At 39.9% G+C, this 23,941-nt stretch carries 22 protein-coding genes; 13 read left to right on the top strand and 9 right to left on the bottom strand.

Translation table 11 applies throughout. The features are described from left to right. The first annotated feature begins 204 nt into the window (after positions 1 to 204). The 5 genes from MMP72_RS00110 (at position 205) to accC (ending at position 4,820) form a co-directional block, all read left to right on the top strand. Positions 205 to 795, top strand: a complete 591-nt coding sequence (locus tag MMP72_RS00110) for an ANTAR domain-containing protein (RefSeq protein ID WP_241313650.1) — start codon at positions 205 to 207, stop codon at positions 793 to 795. Further along, positions 796 to 1,830 (top strand): ABC transporter substrate-binding protein, encoded by a 1,035-nt coding sequence (locus tag MMP72_RS00105; protein ID WP_241313649.1) that lies wholly within the window; start codon positions 796 to 798, stop codon positions 1,828 to 1,830. Between the two features lie 715 nt (positions 1,831 to 2,545). Further along, positions 2,546 to 2,995 (top strand): type II 3-dehydroquinate dehydratase, encoded by a 450-nt coding sequence (aroQ, locus tag MMP72_RS00100; protein ID WP_241313648.1) that lies wholly within the window; start codon positions 2,546 to 2,548, stop codon positions 2,993 to 2,995. Between the two features lie 26 nt (positions 2,996 to 3,021). Then, the gene (gene accB, locus MMP72_RS00095; RefSeq protein WP_241313647.1) at positions 3,022 to 3,438 is read left to right on the top strand and encodes an acetyl-CoA carboxylase biotin carboxyl carrier protein; all 417 of its coding nucleotides are present in this window, start codon (positions 3,022 to 3,024) and stop codon (positions 3,436 to 3,438) included. A gap of 17 nt (positions 3,439 to 3,455) precedes the next feature. After that, complete coding sequence (gene accC, locus MMP72_RS00090; RefSeq protein WP_241313646.1) at positions 3,456 to 4,820, top strand: acetyl-CoA carboxylase biotin carboxylase subunit; 1,365 nt, start codon at positions 3,456 to 3,458, stop codon at positions 4,818 to 4,820. Positions 4,821 to 4,880: 60 nt separating this feature from the next. On the opposite strand, the gene MMP72_RS00085 is transcribed toward accC, so the two are convergent. Further along, on the bottom strand, positions 4,881 to 5,357 hold the full coding sequence (locus MMP72_RS00085; protein WP_241313996.1) for a hypothetical protein: 477 nt from the start codon (positions 5,355 to 5,357) through the stop codon (positions 4,881 to 4,883). 202 nt (positions 5,358 to 5,559) lie between these two features. Here MMP72_RS00085 and MMP72_RS00080 point away from each other — a divergent pair, with 202 nt between their 5' ends. Then, the gene (locus tag MMP72_RS00080) at positions 5,560 to 7,050 is read left to right on the top strand and encodes an amidase family protein (RefSeq protein ID WP_241313645.1); all 1,491 of its coding nucleotides are present in this window, start codon (positions 5,560 to 5,562) and stop codon (positions 7,048 to 7,050) included. Position 7,051: 1 nt separating this feature from the next. On the opposite strand, the gene MMP72_RS00075 is transcribed toward MMP72_RS00080, so the two are convergent. Together MMP72_RS00075 and MMP72_RS00070 are read right to left on the bottom strand one after the other, a co-directional pair. Next, entirely contained in the window at positions 7,052 to 8,224 is a 1,173-nt protein-coding gene (locus MMP72_RS00075; RefSeq protein ID WP_241313644.1) for an MFS transporter, read from the bottom strand. 221 nt (positions 8,225 to 8,445) lie between these two features. Continuing rightward, entirely contained in the window at positions 8,446 to 9,834 is a 1,389-nt protein-coding gene (locus MMP72_RS00070) for an amino acid permease (RefSeq protein ID WP_241313643.1), read from the bottom strand. A gap of 358 nt (positions 9,835 to 10,192) precedes the next feature. Between MMP72_RS00070 and fahA the strand changes: the two genes are divergently transcribed. The 4 genes from fahA to MMP72_RS00050 all read left to right on the top strand — a co-directional run bounded on the left by fahA (position 10,193) and on the right by MMP72_RS00050 (position 13,782). Next, positions 10,193 to 11,500 carry a fumarylacetoacetase gene (gene fahA, locus MMP72_RS00065; protein WP_241313642.1) on the top strand — a complete coding sequence of 436 codons (1,308 nt, stop codon included), beginning with the start codon at positions 10,193 to 10,195 and terminating at the stop codon, positions 11,498 to 11,500. Then, positions 11,487 to 12,119 (top strand): maleylacetoacetate isomerase, encoded by a 633-nt coding sequence (maiA, locus tag MMP72_RS00060; RefSeq protein ID WP_241313641.1) that lies wholly within the window; start codon positions 11,487 to 11,489, stop codon positions 12,117 to 12,119. Before fahA ends, maiA begins: the two co-directional genes overlap by 14 nt. A gap of 19 nt (positions 12,120 to 12,138) precedes the next feature. After that, on the top strand, positions 12,139 to 12,693 hold the full coding sequence (locus MMP72_RS00055; RefSeq protein WP_241313640.1) for a VOC family protein: 555 nt from the start codon (positions 12,139 to 12,141) through the stop codon (positions 12,691 to 12,693). A 309-nt stretch (positions 12,694 to 13,002) separates the two neighbouring features. Next, the gene (locus MMP72_RS00050) at positions 13,003 to 13,782 is read left to right on the top strand and encodes an IclR family transcriptional regulator (RefSeq protein WP_241313639.1); all 780 of its coding nucleotides are present in this window, start codon (positions 13,003 to 13,005) and stop codon (positions 13,780 to 13,782) included. A 160-nt stretch (positions 13,783 to 13,942) separates the two neighbouring features. Here the strand turns inward: MMP72_RS00050 and hppD are convergent, their stop codons facing one another. After that, complete coding sequence (hppD, locus tag MMP72_RS00045; RefSeq protein WP_241313638.1) at positions 13,943 to 14,998, bottom strand: 4-hydroxyphenylpyruvate dioxygenase; 1,056 nt, start codon at positions 14,996 to 14,998, stop codon at positions 13,943 to 13,945. A gap of 689 nt (positions 14,999 to 15,687) precedes the next feature. Between hppD and MMP72_RS00040 the strand changes: the two genes are divergently transcribed. After that, positions 15,688 to 17,358 (top strand): FMN-binding glutamate synthase family protein, encoded by a 1,671-nt coding sequence (locus MMP72_RS00040; RefSeq protein WP_241313637.1) that lies wholly within the window; start codon positions 15,688 to 15,690, stop codon positions 17,356 to 17,358. A 28-nt stretch (positions 17,359 to 17,386) separates the two neighbouring features. Here the strand turns inward: MMP72_RS00040 and MMP72_RS00035 are convergent, their stop codons facing one another. From MMP72_RS00035 to MMP72_RS00020, 4 genes are read right to left on the bottom strand one after another with little or no spacing between them, the layout of a single operon-like run. After that, the gene (locus MMP72_RS00035; protein WP_241313636.1) at positions 17,387 to 18,415 is read right to left on the bottom strand and encodes an alpha/beta hydrolase; all 1,029 of its coding nucleotides are present in this window, start codon (positions 18,413 to 18,415) and stop codon (positions 17,387 to 17,389) included. Beyond that, positions 18,415 to 19,539, bottom strand: a complete 1,125-nt coding sequence (locus tag MMP72_RS00030; protein WP_241313635.1) for a YdcF family protein — start codon at positions 19,537 to 19,539, stop codon at positions 18,415 to 18,417. Before MMP72_RS00030 ends, MMP72_RS00035 begins: the two co-directional genes overlap by 1 nt. An 8-nt stretch (positions 19,540 to 19,547) precedes the next feature. Next, positions 19,548 to 20,594 carry a UDP-N-acetylmuramate dehydrogenase gene (murB, locus tag MMP72_RS00025; protein ID WP_347005567.1) on the bottom strand — a complete coding sequence of 349 codons (1,047 nt, stop codon included), beginning with the start codon at positions 20,592 to 20,594 and terminating at the stop codon, positions 19,548 to 19,550. A 4-nt stretch (positions 20,595 to 20,598) separates the two neighbouring features. Further along, complete coding sequence (locus MMP72_RS00020) at positions 20,599 to 21,111, bottom strand: low molecular weight phosphotyrosine protein phosphatase (protein ID WP_241313633.1); 513 nt, start codon at positions 21,109 to 21,111, stop codon at positions 20,599 to 20,601. Between the two features lie 200 nt (positions 21,112 to 21,311). Here MMP72_RS00020 and MMP72_RS00015 point away from each other — a divergent pair, with 200 nt between their 5' ends. Continuing rightward, the gene (locus MMP72_RS00015) at positions 21,312 to 22,472 is read left to right on the top strand and encodes an iron-containing alcohol dehydrogenase (RefSeq protein ID WP_241313632.1); all 1,161 of its coding nucleotides are present in this window, start codon (positions 21,312 to 21,314) and stop codon (positions 22,470 to 22,472) included. Further along, positions 22,469 to 22,909 carry a thioesterase family protein gene (locus MMP72_RS00010; RefSeq protein WP_241313631.1) on the top strand — a complete coding sequence of 147 codons (441 nt, stop codon included), beginning with the start codon at positions 22,469 to 22,471 and terminating at the stop codon, positions 22,907 to 22,909. Before MMP72_RS00015 ends, MMP72_RS00010 begins: the two co-directional genes overlap by 4 nt. 209 nt (positions 22,910 to 23,118) lie before the next feature. Here MMP72_RS00010 and MMP72_RS00005 read toward each other — a convergent pair. Further along, positions 23,119 to 23,941, bottom strand: an 823-nt coding sequence (locus tag MMP72_RS00005) for a DNA polymerase III subunit gamma/tau C-terminal domain-containing protein (protein WP_277606293.1), incomplete at its 5' end; no start/stop codon positions are given.

The following is a 23,941-nucleotide window of genomic DNA, read 5'->3' as shown; positions in this document are numbered from 1 at the left end:
GGTTTATATTTTTAACACTTAAAGAGCAGATTTCATTTTTCCAAATAAACCAGCAGCGATACAATAAAGCGCATAAACTATCGACTTCTGGCGCATTTGCACCGAATCAGAAGTTTTCTTATGGCATTAATTTTGCTTAAAAAATAATACTCACAGCACTTTATTCAGAATGTGCATATACCGACTGTTTGACTTTATATACTTATGCCGAAACTCAAGATCGTACTTATTGACGATGATCAGGCTCGGGCGGAATACATCAAAACCTGTTTAACAGAACATGACTTTGATGTAGTTGCTTGCTTTACCTTAGATCACCTTAATATTTTTAAGCTCGAACATCTTCAAGCAGATGTCATTTTGCTTGATATGGATCACCCGCATCGCGATGTAATTGAGAGCTGTGTCAGCAGCTTTGACTTACCCACAGTACTTTTTACCAAAAACACAGATAAAGACACCATTAAACAAGCCATTGATGCGGGGATTACTGCATATATCGTTGATGGCATTGACCCCTCACGTTTACACACCATTTTAGAGATATCCATTGAACAATATAAAAAGCATAAAAAGTTAGAGGGTGATCTTAAAGACGCAAAAACCAAACTGGCTGACCGTAAAGATATCGACAAGGCCAAAGTGTTATTAATGAAACTACATGGTTTAAGTGAAGATACCGCCTTTCAATTACTGAGAAAAAATGCCATGAGTCATCGTATGACAATTGGTGAAATGGCTCGTCGTTTACTCGATGCGCAACAACTATTAAGCAACCAATTAAAGGATGAATAGATGAGCCATTTAGTAGAATTAGAAAAAACCAAATTGCAACTCGGCTATATCCCTTTACTTGACTGTGTTGCGTTACTTTGGGCCAAACAACGTGGCTTTTTTGAGGACGTGGGCTTAGACATCACCTTAGTACAAGAAGCCTCATGGGCAAGCCTACGAGATCGACTTGCATTTGGTCTGCTTGATGCCGCCCATTGCTTATCAGCCATGTTACCCGCCGCCGCCGTAGCAGCTGATCAAATCGGCATCCCACTACAAACCCCTTTAATTTTGAGCGAAAACCGTGCATTTATCAGTTTAAGCCAAAAGCTATGTTATGAATTAAACATTCAAAAACAGGACTCAGCGAAGACCTCTGCACAAAAATTAGTGCAAAAAATAAAGGCAAATCATACCGTCTCTTTAGCCCATGTATTTCAACATTCTATTCATCATTATTGTCTAAGAGAATGGTTAGCATTGGCTGATTCTGATTTAGCACATTCAATCAATGTAAAAACCTTAGCTCCACCATATATGGTTGAGGCACTCAACAACCATTTGATCGATGGGTTTTGTGTTGGTGAACCTTGGAATACACAGGCTGAATTACTTGGGTTGAGTCATCTTCTGTGTTCAAGCCAAGATATTATCCCAAATGTTGCTGATAAAGTTTTAGCAGTGACCCAAGACTGGGCGCAACAACACCCCAATACGCTGATCGCGTTAACCAGTGCTATTATTAGAGCCCAGCGAGAACTACGGGAAATAGAAGATTTTGCACCCGTCTGGCAGCTTCTCATCGACTTTGAAGTGATTCAATTCAACTGTTCACCAGAGGTACATGTTGAAAAGTATTTTAATATTCAAAATATAATCCGAAACTTCATTGAGGATAATGCTGAACCCAAACAAAAGGACTTTGCATGGTTATTTCAACAGATGCAAAAATGGCATAGCTCTAATCTCAAGCCAGCACTATGTACCGATTCAGCACAAAACCTTATTTTATTAGAGACTTATTCTGCTGCATTTAATGAAGCGATAAAATCTTAGGTTAAAAAAAACTGCCTTTAAATATAAAGGCAGCTCTAAAAGACCCAAAAGAGACTACGCCAATCACAGCAGTCTCTTAAGTAATCATGATACTACTCAAAGGAAGCTTATCTTTTTCGGACATTTTTATGTCATTAACTGCCATCCACAAAAGGAAATGCATCACTTTTGCCAATACACGAACGCCAAGAGATGCTTAACAAACAATCGTCTTGGTATATCGAGCTAAATGTCGCTGCTGATTTAGCGATACTAGGTAATAAGCCAAGCCCTTTACACATACACATCTAAAGGAATCTGGTGACATCGTATTTAAGATGAACAATAAAAACCAGCAGAAACAATGTTATAATTCAAAATATTCAAGCTTATATGTTATTTTCAACACAGTTACAGCTTATTTATTCGTGGATATTAAAATGAATTAAAAATAAGCATAATTGATGCATATTGACTGGTGAGTTACACAAATCCCATGAACCAATTGGGGTAATTCAGTTTAGAATATTAAAAAATAAAATAAGCTGAATTTTGTCATTTTTTAACATTGCCAATTCCTTGCAAAGTTTCCATTATATGCACCATGCTTGGTATGCAACTTTCTTAATTGATGAAAAGAAATTATAAAAAAATTGTAGAATTTTGTGCCATAATAAGCAAACTTTGCAGACATCTTGCAAAACACATTTGCAGTTTTAGAATTGGAGCAGGCTGAATGAGCTCAACCATTTTGGTGATTCACGGACCGAATTTAAACTTGCTAGGAAAGCGTGAACCAGAAGTTTATGGCCATCTCACTTTAAGTGATATTGACCAACAACTCACCGCTCAAGCTAAAGATGCGTCACTTATACTAGATACTTTCCAAAGCAACTGGGAAGGTGCGATTGTTGATCGCATCCATCAGGCACAAAATGAAGGGGTCAAATTGATCATTATCAACCCCGCTGCCCTGACCCATACTTCAGTTGCTTTACGCGATGCCTTGCTTGGTGTTGCAATTCCATTTATTGAGGTTCATTTGTCGAATGTTCACGCACGTGAAACATTCCGTCATCACTCATATCTGTCAGATAAAGCCATTGGCGTGATTTGTGGCTTAGGTGCTCAGGGTTATTCCCTTGCACTCGATTACGCTATCGAAAAAATTCAATCTTCTAATTAATTTAAACATTTCAGGAATGCTCACTCATGGATATCCGTAAAATCAAGAAACTCATCGACTTGATGATTGAATCTGACTTACAAGCGATTGAAGTTAAGGAAGGTGATCAATCCATCTCATTGACTCGCCCAACACCTGTTTATGCAGCTGTATCTGCTGCACCTGCTGCATCGACCCCAGCAGCGCCAGTTGTAAAAACTCCACGCGGTGCAGTTGAAACGTCTCCAATGGTTGGTGTGTTCTATGCAGCACCAAGCCCAGGTGAAGCACCTTTTGTCAAAATCGGTCAAACGGTATCTGCTGGTGAAACCTTAGGGATTATCGAAGCAATGAAGATCATGAACCCGATCGAAGCAACCCAAAGCGGTGTAATCGAAGAAATCTTAGTGAAAAATGGCGACGTTATTCAATTCGGTCAACCACTATTCCGCTACCGCGCCTAATAAATCTGGGGATTTCTATGTTGCAAAAAGTATTAATTGCAAACCGTGGTGAAATCGCTTTACGAATTACTCGGGCTTGCAAAACACTAGGCATTAAAACCGTTGGTATTTATTCTGATGCTGACAAAGATCTGATGCATTTACGCTTTGTAGATGAAGCAGTGTGTATTGGACCGGGTACCACAAGCGAAAGTTATTTAAATATTCCTGCAATTATTACTGCCGCAGAAATCACTGGTGCGGACGCAATCCATCCGGGTTATGGCTTTTTATCGGAGAATGCTGAATTCGCTGAGATCATTGAGAATTCAGGTTTTACCTTCATCGGCCCTCGCCCTGAGCATATCCGCCTCATGGGTAACAAGGTTTCTGCAATTATTGCAATGAAAAAGGCTGGCGTACCAACCGTACCTGGCTGTGACCATGCTGTCACGATTCATAATGCACTTGCCGAAGCCAAAGAAATCGGCTTCCCACTGATCGTAAAAGCTGCATCAGGTGGTGGTGGTCGTGGTATGCGTATTGTCGAACGTGTGGACACCCTACTTGAATCTGTTCAAGCCGCTCAACGTGATGCAGAAATGTGGTTCGGTGACGACACTGTCTATATGGAACGTTTCTTACAGAAGCCTCGCCATGTAGAAGTACAAATTCTCGGAGATGGTAATGGTCATGCGATTCATTTATATGATCGTGACTGTTCATTGCAACGCCGCCATCAAAAGGTATTAGAAGAAGCACCTGCGCCTAATCTACCTGAACAAGCACGTGCTGATATTCTAGAGGCATGTGTCAATGCCTGTAAGCTTATGCAATATCGCGGTGCAGGAACATTTGAGTTCTTGTTTGAAGATGGCGAGTTCTTCTTTATTGAAATGAATACGCGTGTTCAAGTTGAGCATCCTGTTACGGAAATGGTGACAGGTGTTGATATTATTGAACAACAACTTCGTATTGCTGGTGGTTTAGGCTTGGCACTTGAACAAGATCAAATCGAAGTCAAAGGCCATGCGATCGAGTGTCGTATCAATGCTGAAGACCCAACCAATTTCTTGCCATCGCCAGGTAAAATTGACAACTTCTATGCACCGGGTGGCGCAGGTATCCGTTTAGATTCCCACATCTATCAAGGTTATAGCATTCCGCCATATTATGATTCAATGATTGCAAAACTCATTGCGCATGGTAAAGATCGTGAAACATCTTTAGCGCGTATGCGTCAGGCATTAGATGAAATGATTTTGACAGGTATTAAAACCAACATCCCTTTGCATAAAGATTTGATTTTGAAAGATAAAAATTTCTGCGAACAAGCAATGGATATTCATTATCTTGAAAAACATTTACTGAAACAGCTTGAACCTAAAGCCGAAAAAGCTTAAATAAAAGCTGCAATAAAAAACCTCTTATAAATCATAAGAGGTTTTTTATTATAAGGTGATTTAAGGTAATACACGGCGCAACGTTGCAAAGCATTTTTCACCTTGCTCGTTCGCACAAAAATCAATGGTATGTGGGTTCGACCACTTTACAAAATATTGAGAAACTTCCCCGGTTTGATCGACTTGCTGACCAGAACAGTCAACTTCATTATTATCATATTTAATTTGTAGAATCAGTGCAGGTAAACGCTCTTTATGATCTTCTGAGGGCTGATAGTCATACATACCATACGACCACTCTTTGCCACTTTTGACCACAACCTCATTCATTCCACGAAAGTTATAATATTCAACACATTTTTTATTATTGGGTATTTCCATTCCCCACAACCCCATAATTTCTGAGCGATTGGTAACACGTATATTATTCGCCGTAGTAATAGGTTGAGCCGTTGCTGTCTCCGCATTTAGCGCTGTTTCAGCCATTGCCCCTGTTGAGCACGCCCACAATAATCCAATAATATAAATATTTTTCATAGATTTAATTAAGTTATCATCTAAACTTTTCATGGCTTAACTTAGCATATTTTTGAGTAAAAACACTGGATCATAACCATATCAACACAATATTTTTATGCTGTGATTTATTTGATTGTTCTGTCAGTTTTTTAAGGTATTCTTATCAATTACAAATATTTAGTTTTTAATTGATAGAAGTTTAGCTTTAGGGATAAAAGCCATGAAATTTTCTGAATACCTCCAATATGATGGTTTAGGCTTAGCTCAATTGGTCAAGAATAAACAAGTTCATCCATCAGAGTTACTGGAAATTGCATTACAACGAACGGAGAAAATCAATCCTAAACTGAACGCAATCATTATTCCCATGTACGAGCATGCTCAACAACGTGCCAAGAAACAACCCTCAGGGCAATTCGCAGGTGTTCCATTTCTAGTCAAAGATTTATTCCAAGAATACCAAGGCATCCCCACCTCTTATGGTAGTCAGGCACTTAAAAGAATCAATTACACACCAGACTTTAATGCGGAAATCGTCAATCGTTGGGAACAAACTGGGATTGTCACATTTGGGCGAACCAATACCCCTGAGTTTGGGATTAAAGGTATTACTGAACCTGAGGCATGGGGTTCATGTCATAACCCATGGAATTTAAAACATAATAGTGGTGGCTCTTCAGGCGGTTCTGCATCGGCCGTCGCTGCTGGTTTAGTTCCAATTGCAGGTGCTGGCGATGGTGGTGGATCGATTCGTATTCCTGCATCTTATTGTGGTTTATTTGGACTGAAACCAAGCCGTGGACGCACACCATGGGGACCTCAATATAGTGAAGCTATGCATGGTGCAGCGATGCAGCATGTGTTATGTAAAACGGTACGAGATAGCGCAGCCATGCTAGATGCTGTACAGGGTCCTGAACAAAGCTCTCTTTTTAGAATCGAAGCACCGCAGCAGAAATATTTGGATGTCATCCAACAAGCGCCCAGAAAACTCAAAATCGCATTCAGCACCCAATCACCGATTGGTAGCAAAATTTCTAAAGATGCCATTCAAGCTGTTCAACAAACCGCTAAACTTTTAGAATCTTTAGGGCATATCGTTGTTGAAGATCGTCCAAAAATAGATGGCTTAGAATTGGCAAAAGATTTCGTCACCACATGGTTTAGCCAATTCTCTTATATGCAAGCACAAATCAAACAAATGTCAGGTGCGACAAATCATGATTTTGAACTCGATTCAATTGCTTTAGCGGCTTTTGGTGCAAAAACCACGGCAACAGAATACATCCACACCTTAAATAATTGGGGACTTTATAGCACCCAAATGAATATTTTCTTTGAAAAATACGATCTATACTTAACCCCAACAACGGCTTCCGTTGCCCCAAAAAATGGTGAAGTTGCCACACCTGCTTGGCAAAAACCCATTTTGAAAGCTTTATTAAAAGTTGGAAAAGCACATTATCTCGCACAAGGGAAACTGGTTGAGAAAATGGTTCAGGATAATTTGAGTTGGGTGCCTTTCACGCAATTAGCCAATGTCACAGGTTTACCTGCCATGTCTGTACCACTGTACTGGAATAAAAATGGTATGCCATTAGGCAGCCAGTTTATTGCTCCCTTTGGACGTGAAGATCGTTTGCTACAACTCGCTGCACAACTTGAGCAAGTACAACCATGGATGCCGCAGTATAAAAACATTCAACTCTAGTTTAGCCTTTGGCTGCCGTTTCTAGCTGATTCGGCAGCCATATCACAAAGACCAAACCAAGTAAGACAACTGCACTGGCACAGAAGAAAATGGTCACACCTGAAAAGATTTGCCAATAATACCCTGCCAATAAACTACCCGAGGCAACACCCAACCCCCACATGGTGCTATACAAGGCTTGACCTCTACCTTGTTGCCCAGCCGAAAAGTTCTGAAAAATGACTTTCATCGCAATCAAATGAAATAATCCAAAACTAAAGGCGTGTAAACATTGGGCTAAAAGCTGCCCGATGAAATGAGTGTTTAATATTCCGACGAGAAACCAGCGAAGACTGGTGAATAAAAGACAAATGATCACCAAGTTCCGCCATGAAAAACGGGTAAAAAAGACTTTCTGTGCAATCGCAAACATTACAATTTCAGCAATAACCCCCATCGCCCATAGACTGCCAATTTGTGTCGTACTAAACCCGATTTCTTTGAGAAAGTTGCTATAGAAACTATAAAATGGTGCAAGTGAAAATAGTAAAATAAACTCTATCGTAAAAAATGCAGCAACCAAGGGTCTTTTTAGAATCGGCCATATAGGTTCTAATTTTTCTTGTGAACTTGGTGCATATTTAGGTTCTTTAATACTAAATGACCATAAGAAAGCTAAAAACGAAATTGCTAAAAGTAAGATTGGTAACATGGAGATGGGGATAATTTCTAATAATGCCCCAATCGCAAAGACTCCAACAATAAAGCCAACCGAACCCCACTTTCGAACTTTGCCATACAATTCAGCTCGTTTTTCACCTAACCAAAAGAGTGTCACACCTTCAAACTGCGCCAAGATCGCATTCTGAAAAAAACTAAAAATCAGCATGAGTAATGCGACAGATTGAAAGTTATTTGGAATCACAAAAATGGCAAACCAAATACACGCCTCCATCCATGTGGCAATACGAACTAACAGCATCCGTTTCCCAGATTTATCTGCAATCCAGCCCCAGATCAACGGCGCAAAAAAACGCGTAATGATTGCAATAGAAGATAAAACACCGATTTCTTGATAGTTGAAGCCCTGATCTTGTAGATACAGGTTCCAATAAGGCATGAATGTTCCAACGATTGCATAGTAAAACAGGTAGAAACCGCCCAATCGTGTTTGGATATTTAAAGATTGAAACAATGCAGAAGCCTTTTGATGAACAACATGATATCAAGCCAAAAACAAGCAAACTTATTTTCGATTGATGAGTGCACAATTCTATCTTAGATAAAACAATAATACCTAAACCAAATCATTGACGCTTTGTTGTTATGAACAATAGCAGTGACATTTTAGCCATTACAAAAAAATAGGGCTGAACATTCATCCAACCCTATTTATATGAAACTCAGGAATAGTCTTTAAACATCAGTTCCTAACGCCATACTCGATTGAGCATTTTTCAGTTTTCGCAGCTTAAAGGCATAAGTCAGCATTAAGCAGAGAATCCACGCAGGAATCATCATCACCGCAATACGCATATCTGGTGAAAGTGACATCACCACAAGAATACCAAGCATAAATACGATGCAAAGATAATTACTAAATGGATAAGCAATACTTGGAAACTTGGTGGTCTGCCCTTGTATTTGCATCGCTTTACGGAACTTAAGATGCGTCCATGAAATCACGATCCAGTTGATCACAATCGCAGCAACCACTAGCATCATCAACAACGCAAAGGCTTTTTGTGGAAATAGATAGTTGATCAATACACATAATACGGTTACGAAAGCGGATACCAGCACCGCATTGGTTGGGATACCACGTTTATTGATCTGTTTTAAGAATTTTGGTGCATTCCCCTGCTGTGCCAAACCGAGCAACATACGGCTGCTGCAATAACTTGTCCCATTATAAACAGACACTGCCGCTGTCAAGATGACAAAGTTCAACATGGTTGCCACACCATGGCTGTCTAAAGAAGCAAAGACCATCACAAACGGACTACCGCCTTCGATCATTTGATTCCAAGGGAATAATGCAAACAAAATAAATAGTGTTGCGATATAGAAAATCAAAATACGATAAATAATTTGATTCACTGCCTTAGGTAAGGTTTTATCTGGATCACGTGCTTCTGCCGCGGTGATACCAAACAATTCTATCCCACCAAATGCAAAGATAATCACAGCCATCGCCATGACTAGACCTTCAACACCAAATGGAAAGAATCCACCCAAAGCCCAAAGATTGCTAATACCAGCTTGTGGACCTGCGGTACCTGTTGCAAGCAAATAAGAACCAAAGCCAATCATGGCTAGGATTGCTAAAATTTTGACGATAGAAAACCAGAACTCCATCTCGCCAAACAGCTTCACATGCAATAAGTTAATACCGTTAATTAACAGGAAAAAGGCCAATGCCGATGCCCATGTCGGAATCTCGGGCCACCAATATTGAATATAAAGTCCGATTGCCGTCAGCTCAGCCATACAGACTAGAATATTGAGTACCCAATAATTCCAGCCAGACATAAAACCTGCAAATGAACCCCAGTATTTATTCGCAAAATGACTAAATGAGCCACTGACTGGCTCTTGAACCACCATTTCGCCTAACTGTCGCATCATTAAAAATGCAATAAGGCCTGCGATTGCATAACCTAAAATAACTGACGGACCTGCCAGCTTAATAGATTGTGAAATACCCAGAAACAATCCTGTACCAATAGCACCACCTAGCGCGATAAGCTGGATGTGCCGATTGCTCAAACCATGTTTCAGGTTTCCTTGCGCTTCATTTGACATATGATTATTCTCATCCTTGTCACGTAATTTTCTTGTATTTAATTACGTATATCATAAATTAATCCCAAATGCCTATAGTTGATCGAAAAATAATTAATTTACTTTTCTCATAACCGCGCATATAAGCAGAAAATTCAATAAATAACAATAATTATGTTATATGTAATTAAATTATGTATTGCGTAATTATTTATTTTCAGTATGATAGAAATCATAACGTTCGCTCCTCTTGCTCGGTCTAGATTAAAGAAACTTATAATATTTTAAACATATTTATATATTTCAATAATTTGACCAATAAAGTGAAAACTTTACTTCAAGGTAACCCTGACAAAATTAAGACAAGGAAAGCAAAAACATGACACAGTATTTAACTTCTTTTCTTGAGATTGACCCTCAATCAGATTTCACAATGCATAATTTGCCGTATGGCATCTTTAGTGAAATAGCTCAAGGCAATAAACGTGTTGGCGTTGCAATTGGCGACTGGGTGATTGACCTTGCTGCATTAGAAGCGCACGGTTTATTGCAACTTGATGGAAATCAAGACTATTTCAACCAACCGACACTGAATCCATTTATTGAGTCTGGCAAACAAAACCGGCAAAAAGTGCGTCAAACATTGCAGCATTTATTGTCTGTAGATAACCCGACTCTACGTGATAATGCCGAGCTGCGTAATCTAATATTCTTGCAACAAAATACGGTAACTTTACACTTACCTATCCATGTACCGGGCTATACTGATTTCTATTCGTCTAAAGAACATGCCACCAATGTCGGCACCATGTTTAGAGATCCTAAAAATGCTCTTCTTCCCAACTGGAGTGAACTTCCAGTGGGATATAATGGACGAGCTAGCTCAGTCATCGTCAGTGGTACAGATATTGTGCGTCCATCAGGACAAATCAAATTACCCAATAGTGAACGTCCGATTTTCTCCGCAACACGCAAACTCGATTTTGAATTAGAAACCGCATTTATCGTGGGTAAAGCAACGAAACTGGGGCAGCCAATTGCGATTGAAGACGCATCGGATCATATTTTTGGCATGGTGTTACTCAATGACTGGTCAGCACGAGATATTCAACAGTGGGAATATGTGCCGTTAGGACCATTCAATGCCAAAACCTTCGCCAGCGCTATTTCTCCATGGGTAGTGACGATGGAAGCATTGGAACCGTTCAAGGTCAAAGGCCCTGAACAACAACCTAAACCACTGCGCTATCTAGAAGAGCACTGCTCAAATAGCTATGACATTCATCTCAGTGTCGAAGTACAAAGTCCGCAATCGCAAAAATCAGATGTGATTTGCCAAACCAACTTTAAATATATGTATTGGTCGATGGCACAACAACTGACGCATCACACGATCTCAGGCTGTAATGTCCAAGTCGGTGATCTCATGGGTTCAGGTACTATTTCAGGACCAACCGAAGATTCCTACGGCAGCTTGCTCGAATTGACATGGAATACCACCAAACCATTGACCCTTTCAAATGGTGAAACACGTGGTTTCTTAGAAGATGGCGACCGTGTCGTGATGAAAGGTTATTGTGAAAAAGACGGTATCCGTATCGGTTTTGGTCAAGTCGAAAATACGATTCTTGCTGCACATCACTTTGAGTTTAATGAAACTGAGGAAGTGAGCTATGAAACTGTATAGCTACTTCCGTAGTTCTGCGGCTTATCGCGTACGGATTGCATTAAATCTAAAACAGCTTGCCTATGAAACACAGGCGATTCATTTAGTGAAAAATGAACAGCAGCAGGCAGATTACCAAGCACTGAATCCAAGCCAATTGCTACCGACCCTAATGGATGCGGATCAAACCTTGTTGCAATCCATCAGCATCTTGGAATATTTGGAAGAAGCTTATCCTGAGGTTGCTTTATTACCCAAAAATCTTGCTGATCGAGCCAAAGTCCGCGCCTTTGCACAAGCGATTGCCTGTGATATTCATCCACTCAACAATCTAAGAGTGTTGAAGTATTTACAGCATGAACTTGCAGTCAGTGATGTGCAAAAAAATAGTTGGTATCAACACTGGATGTTACAAGGCTTTAAGAGTTTAGAGGTGCAGCTTCAGGATTCAAATGGGCAATTCTGCTTTGGCACACAAGCCACATTTGCTGACTGTTGTTTGATTCCTCAAGTCTATAACGCGAAACGTTTCAAAGTTGATTTAACTGCATTTCCAAAAATTGAATCCATCTATCAACACTGTTTAACGATTCCCGCATTCCTGCATGCAGCCCCAGAAAAACAACCAGATTGGGAATAGAAATAAAAGGAGTTTTATGATGAGCTTTGCAATTAAAAAAATTCACCACGTTGCTTACCGTTGTCGAGATGCCAAAGAAACGGTGGAATGGTATAAAACCATGCTGAATATGGATTTTATTCTTGCTTTTGCAGAAGACCATGTACCGTCTACCAAAGCATTTGACCCTTATATGCATTTATTCCTCGATGCAGGTCAAGGTAATGTCTTGGCATTTTTTGAGCTGCCGACACAACCTGAAATGGGACGTGATGAAAACACCCCTCAATGGGTACAACATATTGCTTTTGAAGTAGAAGATCAGGATACCCTATTAGAGGCAAAAGCACATCTTGAAGCGCATGGCGTGAAAGTATTGGGTGTCACCAATCATGGTATTTTCCATTCGATTTATTTCTTCGATCCAAATGGTCATCGCCTAGAACTAACCTATAATGACATTCATGCAGATGCCAAAATTGCACGGATCACCGAAGAAATGAAGTTAGAAATGCTGGATGAGTGGAGTCGGACCAAACGTGCGCCCCATCACACCCACTTCTTACATGAAGATGAGTTAGGGGCTGAAGTATGATCAATACCGATGCTATACGTCAGCATAGACATGTAGCATAAACAATGCGTAAATCGGCATTGAAGAAATATCACTTCAATGCCGATTTTTTATTGTCTAAATATGAGTGAGTTGTATTCTGCTGTGATACAAACAAAATCCAGTTCTATATGAAAACAAATGTATGCTTATACAATTCACCTATTTAAGTCATTTAAAAAGATGATTTCTATTTTGCAGAATGCTCAGGCATTATGTGCAGAACGCGTAAAATCGAATACCAAGATCAAACCAATACAGCTAGATGAAATGTAGATGAAGGGTTACTGAATGATTGAAGAAAAGTTATCTGGTGGGGTTCAATCACTTGAGGTGGGATTATCCGTTCTCAATGCCCTTTTGGAACATAATAAGCCGATTATTTTAAAAGAGCTGTCCAGCCAACTTGATATGCATCCAGCCAAAGTCCATCGTTATCTTGTCAGCCTGATCCGTATGAATTACGCAAAACAACTGGAAGGTGGTCAGTATGCATTAGGTGATCAAGCTTGGCGTTTGGGGCTGAACTGTATTCAACATACGGATGTTTTACAATTGGTTCAGCATCTGATCTACGATCTACAAAGTAAAATCGGCTGTGGTATCCAAATCAGTAAATGGTCGCCTAAAGGGCCTTTAGTCGTACAATCGATTGAATCAAATCACCCGATTTCAATTGTCACTAAAGTCGGTTCAACCATGCCTTTGGTCAACTCTGCGGCAGGTCGTATCTTTGCATCTTATTTGCCTGAAGCTGTGATTCAGCCGCTAATGTATGCCGAATGGGAAAAAGCGGCACAAAACCACTATCCGATCAAACCAGCCAACTGGGATGAGTTCTTAGCACTCAAAGAAATCACGTTGCAACATGGCATGGCCATCGCTCAAGGTGACTTATTGGTTGGTATCAATGCGGTTGGTTTACCGATCTTTAATGCGCAACATGCCATGGAATTTTGTATCGTTGCATTGGATAGCGAAATGTTCTTACCTGTACATGCTGGCAGCGAGAAACTCGAATTATTTAAACGTGAAGTCGCAGCAATCAATCAGTACATTAAAACGCGTTAATAGACCTCTTCATTATGATTTAGCCTGTTTGTATTTCTCCCATTGAGAAAACCAAAAGGAGTTTATGAAAGAAGTCTAACTTTTAAATCATCTGCTTCATCGTCAAATCAAAAAAGCCAAGAATTGATTCTTGGCTTTTTAGTGTGGATTTGCGAGATACTTATTTGGTTTCTAACACACCACGACGAATTTGATCACGTTCAATTGATTCAAATAATGCCTTGAAGTTACCTTCGCCAAAACCATCATCATCTTTACGTTGGATGAACTCAAAGAAAACTGGCCCAAGCATATTTTCAGAAAAAATCTGCAACAACAGCTTTTTCTGACCATCTTTGGTATTGCCATCCAATAAAATACCGCGTTTTTGCAACTCATCCGTTGGTTCGCCATGCTCAGGCAAGCGTTCTTTCAACATTTCATAATAAGTTTCTGGTGGTGGCGTCATAAACTTCAGCCCCAAACCTTTCAACTTATCCCATGTCGAAATAAGATCATCGGTAATAAATGCAATATGTTGAATGCCTTCACCGTTGAAGTCGGCTAAGAATTCAGCAATTTGACCATTGCCCTTGTCCGAATCTTCATTTAATGGAATACGAATCAAACCATCAGGTGCGGTTAAGGCTTTAGAGGTTAAACCTGTATATTCACCTTTAATATCAAAATAGCGAATTTCTTGGAAATTAAAGATTTTTTCGTAGAAATTGGCCCAATAATCCATACGTCCTTTATAGACATTATGGGTTAAATGATCAATTTCATTTAAACCAGCACCACGTGGATTTCTTTCAACATCATCAAAGAAAATGAAATCATTTTCATAAATATCACGATCTACAAGAAAAATCGGCATACCACCAATTCCTTTAATCGCAGGGATATTCAGTTCCATTGGCCCTGATTGAGAATGCATCGGTTCTGCACCTAGCTCAATCGCATTTTTAAAGGCTTTTGCAGCATCACGGGTTCTAAAACCCATTGCACATGCTGAAGGACCATGCTCTTTAAAGAAAAATGAAGCATAAGATTCAGGTTGATAATTCAAAATGATATTGATATTACCCTGACGCCATAAATACACTTTCTTAGATTTGTGTTTTGCGACTTTTGAAAAACCAATTGTTTCAAAAATTTGATCTAATCCATTTTCCGTCGAAACAAACTCAATAAAAGCAAATCCACAAAGTTCTAATGGGTTATCTAAAATGTCCATCTAGTTTCCCTTATCCTTATTGAGATAAATTCATCCGTTTTAATACTAAACACAATGATATTGATCTCTCATTGATGATTTAACCATGACTATCATTGTTAAAACAATCTAAAAGACCTCAACACGTGCGAGCGTTAATAGAAAAGGCATACGGTGTTGTTCTATGTTGATCAAAGCATCCGTATCAAAACCTTTTCCTTTCCTTGAGGAAGCCAAATACAACGCTGAAAAAAGCATATCTATGTATTGGCTACCAACTTAAAATTCATGCTACAAGAAAGAATAAATTTATGCAATACATAATTTAATTATGTTATATGTAATTATTACTTTTTCAAAATGCTCCACTTTGCTGAATCGAACAGCCCATATTGCCCATTCGCGTGATTTAACGATAAATAGCTTTATATCTAAATCCGACATTGGTCTCAATCCAATAAAGCATGAATATTCCACGGAATGAATAGCAAAAAATATAAAAAATCATTCTCACGAATCTGGAACTTAATGATAAAAAATATATTTATTAACAATGGCTTGTGAAAAACAATAGCGTTTGACCCATTTCGCAATCATTCATTTTCTCCCCTTTTAGAGAATCATTCTCAGACCTAACAATTCATTACTTGTAGTTATATCTGCTTCTTGGCATGGTTACTTCATTGTTTAATAATAGGAATCCCATGCCTATGGCTAGTCCAGCACAAGCTATACGACATAAATTACTCAACACTTTCTTTTCAAGACATTCTGTTTGGTTTCTTTGTATTTTTATCGCCTTAACGATTACTTGGTTCAAGGCCACTTATACTCCCCACACCATTTACTATTTTATTTCTGACACACTTCTCAATGGGCTTTGGCTGGTCACAACCTTACTCAGTCTGGTTGGCGTATACGATTTACTACAAAAGAAACATGCGATATTAAGAAACTATCCAATTTTGGGTCATTTCCGTTTTATTTTTGAAGATGTACGTCCTGAAATTCGTCAATACTTTATTGAATCAGATCAAGATGCGTTACCCTTTTCACGGATGCAACGCAGCCTTGTCTATCAGCGCGCCAAGAATGAAAATGCGGATAAACCGTTTGGTTCAATCATCGACGTGTATGAACCAAACTATCGCTTTATTGTCCACTCAATTGCACCATGCCCACCTGCTGATCCAGCCTCTTTTCGTGTTCAAATTGGTAATGCGCAATGTCTTCAACCCTACAGCGCCTCCATTATGAATATTTCGGCGATGAGTTTTGGGAGTTTAAGTGCCAATGCCATTCGAGCACTGAATCAAGGTGCAAAAAAGGGAAAATTTTATCATGATACGGGTGAAGGCAGCTTAAGCCCTTATCATTTAGAAAATGGCGGTGATATTGTTTGGCAAATTGCCAGTGGTTATTTTGGTTGTCGCACGCCTGAAGGACTTTTTGATCCAGAAAAGTTTGCTGTACAAGCCAAAAACCCACAGATTAAAATGATTGAGGTCAAGCTTTCGCAAGGTGCTAAGCCTGGTCATGGTGGCATCCTACCAAAACATAAAATCACTGAAGAAATCGCACGTATTCGCGGTATTTCCAGAGATCATGACTGTGTTTCTCCAGCCAAACATCCGAGCTTTAACACACCAATTGAAATGATGCATTTCATTCAAAAATTAAGAGAATTGTCTGGTGGTAAACCTGTCGGCTTTAAACTTTGTATTGGTCAACCTTGGCAGTTTATGAGTATCGTGAAAGCCATGCTCGAAACAAAAATTGTTCCTGATTTTGTGGTGGTGGATGGTTCTGAAGGTGGTACAGGTGCAGCGCCAATTGAATTTAGTGATTACATTGGGACACCACTAAGAGAAGGATTACGCTTCGTCCACAATACCTTGACGGGTGCTGGCTTACGTAGCCAAGTTAAAATCGGTGCTAGTGGAAAAATCATCAGTGCATTTGATATCGCCAGTACTTTTGCTTTAGGCGCTGATTGGGTCAATTCTGCACGCGGATTTATGTTTGCTGTTGGTTGTATTCAAGCGCAAAGCTGCCATACCAACCAATGTCCTGTTGGAGTGGCAACACAGGATCAAGATCGTCAGAAAGCCATTGATGTACCGAGTAAATCTGAACGCGTGTTTAATTTTCACAAAAACACCTTACATACATTATCTGAAATGATTGCTGCCGCAGGATTAAGCCATCCGTCAGAGATCAAAGCCCATCATTTAGCGCAACGGATGAATGATCGGGAAATCAAAAACTATGCACAAATTCATTTCTTTCTCAAAGAAAAGGAATTACTGCAAAGTGACTTAGATGATGATGAAAATTTCTACTATCGAATGTGGAAAATGGCAGATGCGACCCAATTTTAATAAAAACTAAGCTCAATAAAAATCACCACTAGTAATAGTGGTGATTTGGTTTTGCATGCAAGAATGCTGGAATCAAACCTGTTAACGCAGCGCGAATATCTGCACGCTCATTGATCAATTGATGCGAGCCTTCTTCTAGCATCAATAAGGTCTGTAATCTAAATTTACGTCGAATATATTCAATGTTATAACGCCAATCAACCGTTTGATCGAGCGCTCCTTGCGCTAACCACACAGGTATCCGACATGCTGGGCGTTGTTCCATTTCCAGCATCCATTTTGACATGGCGAGTATCCAATCCATCCCCATCATCCGTGGTTGCAAAGGATCTTTTAAGCGAACAAAACGTAGAAACTCGGGATTATGATTATTACGACGGAAATGTCGTGGCACTTGGCTTTTAATACGGCGAATAATGCCCAAACCCACAGAGTTATGCCACCATGCTGTTTTCGCAGGTCGAATCAAGGGTGATAACAACAGCACTCGATCGACAATCGGATCTTCCCTGCGTTGTGCAAATTCTAATAAATGATGCATCCAAATCGCACCACCCGTACTTTGCCCTATTCCCAACCATGGTTTTGGCAATTGTTTTGCATCACGAACCGCATCATAAACCGCATGTAAAACCTGTTGATAATGATCAAAGTTTTGAATACTTGCCGCTGAACCATCACTCAAACCATGACCCGGTAAATCGTAGGTCACAACACTAAAGCCCTGATCCAATATCTCTTTAATAATCGGCTGATAAATCCCGCTATGCTCCAAGTACCCATGTAATAAGCAAACGGTACCTTGTATCTCAGATTGCTTCGGCTGAAAAACTTGCACATGGACACGAAACAATGGCATTTCCACATAACCTTGCCACTGATCACACTCCAACGAGTCCAATCCATACAACTTCTGATATGCAAGTAACGCTTTAGGTGCTTCAAAAGGCTGATTCAGATCTAAAACTTCAAGTATTTGCGGTGTGGTTTCACGATTTGGAATAGGTAAATCAAGTTGTTTTAAAATTGTCGGATTTAAAAATGGAATATTGGACATTATGGTATCTCCCGACAATCACTTGAACCAAATAATACATCACGAATCGTGGCAAGCAGTTCATAATTGGCACGGCGACTATGATCGTAGTTTTTTTCACTCGGACGCCAGCGCGTTAAAGTTGTTGGCATAGGTGCAACCACTGGAACCGTCTCAATACCATTCAAAGCGAATAAGCGTCGTGTACGAGGCATATGATACTCATCGGTAATCAAGATGACTTTGGGTGCACCACCTTTCTTTTGCAGTAAAAGTGAGCTAAAGCGAGAGTTTTCACAGGTATTCATGCTTCTATTTTCAAGCAATTTCGCTTCGATACCACGTTCTTCCAACCATGCTTGCATATACGGTGCTTCCACACCACTGAGTACAATAGGTAAATCGTATTTTTTCTCAACTTGCAATGTTCGCTCTAAACGCAACCGCGTATAATTATTGACAACAATGTCTTTGCCATTTGCCCCAAGTGTCAATCCACCACCCAAGACCACAATGGCATAAGGCTCAGTGCTACTTTTGGCTGCAACAATCCCATCTTTATTCTTCTCAAGCTCGAGTAAATCTTCTTTGCTCAGCCCTTCTTGTCCCTCAAGAGTCGGCAACTCCATCGGATATGTTTCTAAGAAAGCGACATACTTTTCCATTAATACCTGATTGTCAGGTGTATTGAATTGTAAAAAATCAATAGGTGTACTCGCAGCAGCGATAGCCTCTTGATCTTGTATTTGCTTGTTGCTTAACGGAACAATCAGCTTTTTTTCCGGTTCATTTTCTTTTTCTTGTTCCTCAACAATAAGCTGTTGTAATAATTTATATCGTGCCTGAATGAGCTTTAGGTCTTTAGAGCGCTCTGGTTCAAAGCGTTTTTCGATTAATTTGAGATAAGCTTGTCGAGCAATCCATAAATTGGAACCCGGCTCTAAATTTTCATGTTCACTCAAAGCAGCTGATTTTTGGCTTTCAGCCGCAACCTCATTGACATCCACTGACACAAAGTGAGTTAAGCCCTTTACCATCAGTTGAGAGTAAAACGGTGAATATAAAAAAAGTACAAAACAGCCCAATAGCACGAATAGTATTGTGATTACTCGTACTAAACTGACCATCCAATGTACTTTAGCCATAAATCTCCTCATTCACTGTGAGCTTGGATTAAACCGTGTTGACTATATAACACAGGTTCAGGTTCTAATTGAATACTAAACTTTTGTTTTACATCACTTTGTACAGCATGATAGGTATTTTGAACATCGGCTAAAGTGGCCTCTGCATGATTCACCAATACCAATGCCTGCTTATGAAACATACCGACGGAACCAAGCTGCTTACCTTTCCAACCGCTTTGATCAATCAACCAGCCTGCTGCCACTTTAACATTGCTATTTGCTTGTGGATAATGAGGAATGTTTGGAAATTGTTGAGCGACTTTATTAAATTCAGTTTGTGGCAGAATTGGATTTTTAAAAAAGCTTCCCACATTTGGAAATGCTCTCGGATCAGGTAGTTTACTTTGGCGAATATGAATCACCTGATTTTGTAAGTTTTCTGCCGTCAGTTCATCACCGACTGCTTGCTTAAGATCACCATAACTGAGTTTTAAATCTGCATGTTTCAACAACTTAAAAGTTACACTAACAATGATGTAACGATTGGGTTGATCTTTGAAAATGCTATGACGATAAGCGAAATGACAATCTTCGGCTAAAATAGAGTCAAACTGTTTTAATTCACGATCATAGACTTGCACAGATTCAATAAACTCACCTACCTCGACACCATAAGCACCAATGTTCTGTACAGGTGAAGCCCCTACCAAACCAGGAATCAAAGCTAAATTCTGTAAACCAAACCAGTTTTGCTGTGTGCTATATAAGACGAAATCATGCCAAATTTGACCTGCGCCAACTTTCACAGTCACGGTATTTTCATCTTCAGCCAAAAGGTCAATGCCTTGAATATTTAAGTGTACCACCAACGCTTGAAGTTGCTGTGGCAGCAATACATTACTTCCACCAGACAAAACCAAAACGTTTAAACCTTGTTGCTCAGCAAATGCCAAAGCCTCAATTACATCATTCGGCTGATGAATTTGAACATAATGCGAAGCGATAGCATTCAAATTTAGGGTATTTAGATGTTTAAGCTGAACTTGCTGTTGTACATTCATGTCGAGTGAGATCCTATTACCCTGCTTTGATTTGCTGTTTAAAAATATTCACCCATGCTTGGCTACTCGACTCACATTGATCAAGCACTCGATCAAAACCATCAGCGCCACCATAATAAGGGTCAGGAACAGCTTGTTGGCTAAATAACGGATCGTGTTCACTCATTAATACAATTTTGGCACGAATCTGATCAGTACCAAATTGGCGAACTGCTTGAGTCATGAGTGATTGAATATCATCAAAGTTTTCATGATCCATCGCTAAAATGAGATCAAACTCAATGAAATCTTCTAATCTTAATTGTCTTGCTCTTTGCGTAGAGAGATCATAGCCGCGCTGTAAGGCGTGTTGCTGACTACGAGCGTCTGGTGCTTTATTGGGGTGATAATTACTTGTTCCCGCTGAATCGACCAAGACCTCTAAACCATGCGCATCACAATAATGTCTGAGAATCGCTTCTGCTGTGGGCGAACGACAAATATTTCCCAAACAGACACATAACACCTTATAGGGCATTTTGGATGGCATAATCACCTCAACGCTACACATTTTGACAGCGTCTTATGGTAATTTATTTGGACAATGAAACCTATAGTCACTTCATATAAAAATGTTGTATTTATAAGGGTCTGTTGACATTTTATCTATGATTGTGAGAGAGAATATTTTAGCTGAGAGCGCAATTTATTTATAAAGTGTGAATACAGTTCAAGTATAAGGACGTACCTATGAATCCATTTCAATTTCAAACTGTTCCGAACATTATCGCGGGACTAGGTTCGATACAAGAACTTAAACAGGTTTTAACACAACACAATTATCACAAAGCGCTTTTAGTGACAGATGCTGGGATGATTCAGCATCAGTTGCATCAACCTATTATACAAATATTCAATCAAATCTCACTCGATCATATTATTTACTCAGATATCCAAGCTGACCCCCCAGAACATATCGTATTAGAAGCAGTTGATTTTGCTAAACAAGAACAGATTGATGTAATTATCGGTTTTGGTGGTGGCAGCTCAATGGATGTCGCTAAGATTATTGCTTTACTCGCACATCCTGAGCAACAGCAACATCTAAGTGAAATTTATGGCGTCAACCAAGCCAAAGCCCCTCGTTTGCCACTTATTTTAGTTCCAACGACCGCTGGAACAGGCTCGGAAGTGACACCGATTTCAATCGTCACCACTGGAGCAACAACCAAAATGGGGGTTGTATCACCCATTTTATATGCGGATGTTGCCATTTTAGATGCAACATTCACAGAAGGTCTACCTGCACATATCACGGCAGCAACAGGTATCGATGCGATGGTACATGCGATTGAAGCCTATACCTCAAATATCAAAAAGAACTTTTATGCCGATATACTGGCTAAAAATGCACTTCAACTACTCAATCAAAATTTAGCGAAGGTGCTCAAAAATGGCGCTGACTTAGATGCTCGTCAAAACATGCTGATTGGCTCAATGTTGGCAGGTCAAGCCTTTGCCAATGCGCCTGTCGGTGCCGTACATGCACTTGCCTATCCACTTGGTGGACATTTCCATCTTTCCCATGGTCATACCAATGCTTTAGTCCTGGTTGAGGTATTGAAATTCAATGTGCCCAAAGCCAAACACCATTATGCTGAGTTAATGCAACTGCTCGATCCACGAAGTACAGGCTGTACCGATGGGCTATGCGATCTATTTATTGATCATATGCAAAATCATTTAGATCACAGTGGCTTAACGCTTAAATTAAAAGATTTAGAGATTGCAGAGGCAAAATTACCACAACTGGCGAAGGATGCCATGCTACAAACTCGACTATTGCAAAACAATCCAAGAGAAATGACCGAACAAGATGCTTTACAGATTTATCAGGCGATTTATGCATGAGCAAACCTATTTTAAAAACCCGTGAACAATTCAAATTCTTTTTTGATATTCAAACCCGCTGGGCAGATAACGATATTTATGGTCATGTCAATAATGTGACCTACTATAGCTATTTTGATACCGCAGCTAACTCATTGCTCATTCAAAAAACAGGTTTCGACATCCATCACAGTGACGTGATCGGTCTGGTGGTCGACTCAGCTTGTAGCTTTTTACAAGAACTCTCATTTCCAGAAATCATTCAGGTCGGCGTTGCCATTGGAAAAATTGGCAATTCCTCGTTACGCTACGAGCTGGCTATTTTTAAACAGGGTCAACAACAAGCCGCAGCACAGGGGCATTTTGTTCATGTATTTGTTGATCGGGTAAATCGAAAAAGTACTGCAATTCCACAAAATATGCGTGATGTACTTACTGAATATTTGCTAACAGAATAAGGTCTGTTGATATTTCACCTTACGCGCTATAGCTCTCATTGCAACATGCGCCATTTCTAACAAATGTCCCTGTCCCATTCGCAGCATGTCTTCTGGCGAAGCTTTAAACGCTTCTCAAGACAAAGCCTTAAAGCGATGCTTTAAGTTTAATTCCGCCACTCGAGCAGGCTCTCGTCTTGCGCTCGGATAAAGCGTTGCTTTATCCTCGCTCAAGGTTTCAATTGAATATTGTGTAGTTCCGCATCAAAGGTCTCAATCAAGCTTTTGATGGTTGGTTCATGTTGCAGTAACTCTACTGCTCGGTTGAAGGCTTTTTCTTTACGCTTATTCTGAATTGCCAATGGTGTATTGGAATGCACTTCCCCATACTGCACATTGAACTGTGTATTTGGCCATTGCGAGTTGAGTGCATCCTCTAAGCCATGTTGTAACTGCGATAGCATGACCTCATATTCTTGAGGAATATGGAAAACCGATGCACCATTAATCTCACCTTGCATAACCCCATGCTGAGCTAACTCTTGCACAGCGGGAGAAAGTTGGCTGGTTCTAAACCAATACTCCCACTTCTCTAGATTCCACTCACCCTCTAATACCTGTTCACGAAGTTTTAAAATATCTTGTGGCATCAAATCTGTGGATTCAGCAGTACTTGATTGAGTATCAAACTCAATCGGAGTTTCAATAGGCTGTTCTGCCACTTGCTCGGTTACAACAGCATCCATTTGTTCAGGTTCAACCAGAGCATTCTGTTCAATTGCTTGACTCACAATGTCGCTGTCTTGCACATGTTGTTCAACTGGAAATACTAAAACATCGTCAGATGCAGTGATATCGAACTGAGCCTGCTGTTGAGCTGAGGTACTTTCGAGTCCGATCAGTTGCCCATCCTCTGCATCGAAAACCATCACCTGATGATCTTCCTGCATGGCAGGTTCAGGTTCAGGTTCAGGTTCAGGTTCAGGTTCAGGTTCAGGTTCAGGTTCAGGTTCAGGTTCAGGTTCAGGTTCAGGTTCAGGTTCAGGTTCAGGT

It is taken from the genome of Acinetobacter sp. NIPH 2699, assembly GCF_022549355.1.
GTDB lineage: Bacteria > Pseudomonadota > Gammaproteobacteria > Pseudomonadales > Moraxellaceae > Acinetobacter.
This window is presented reverse-complemented; position numbering and strand designations above follow the sequence as displayed.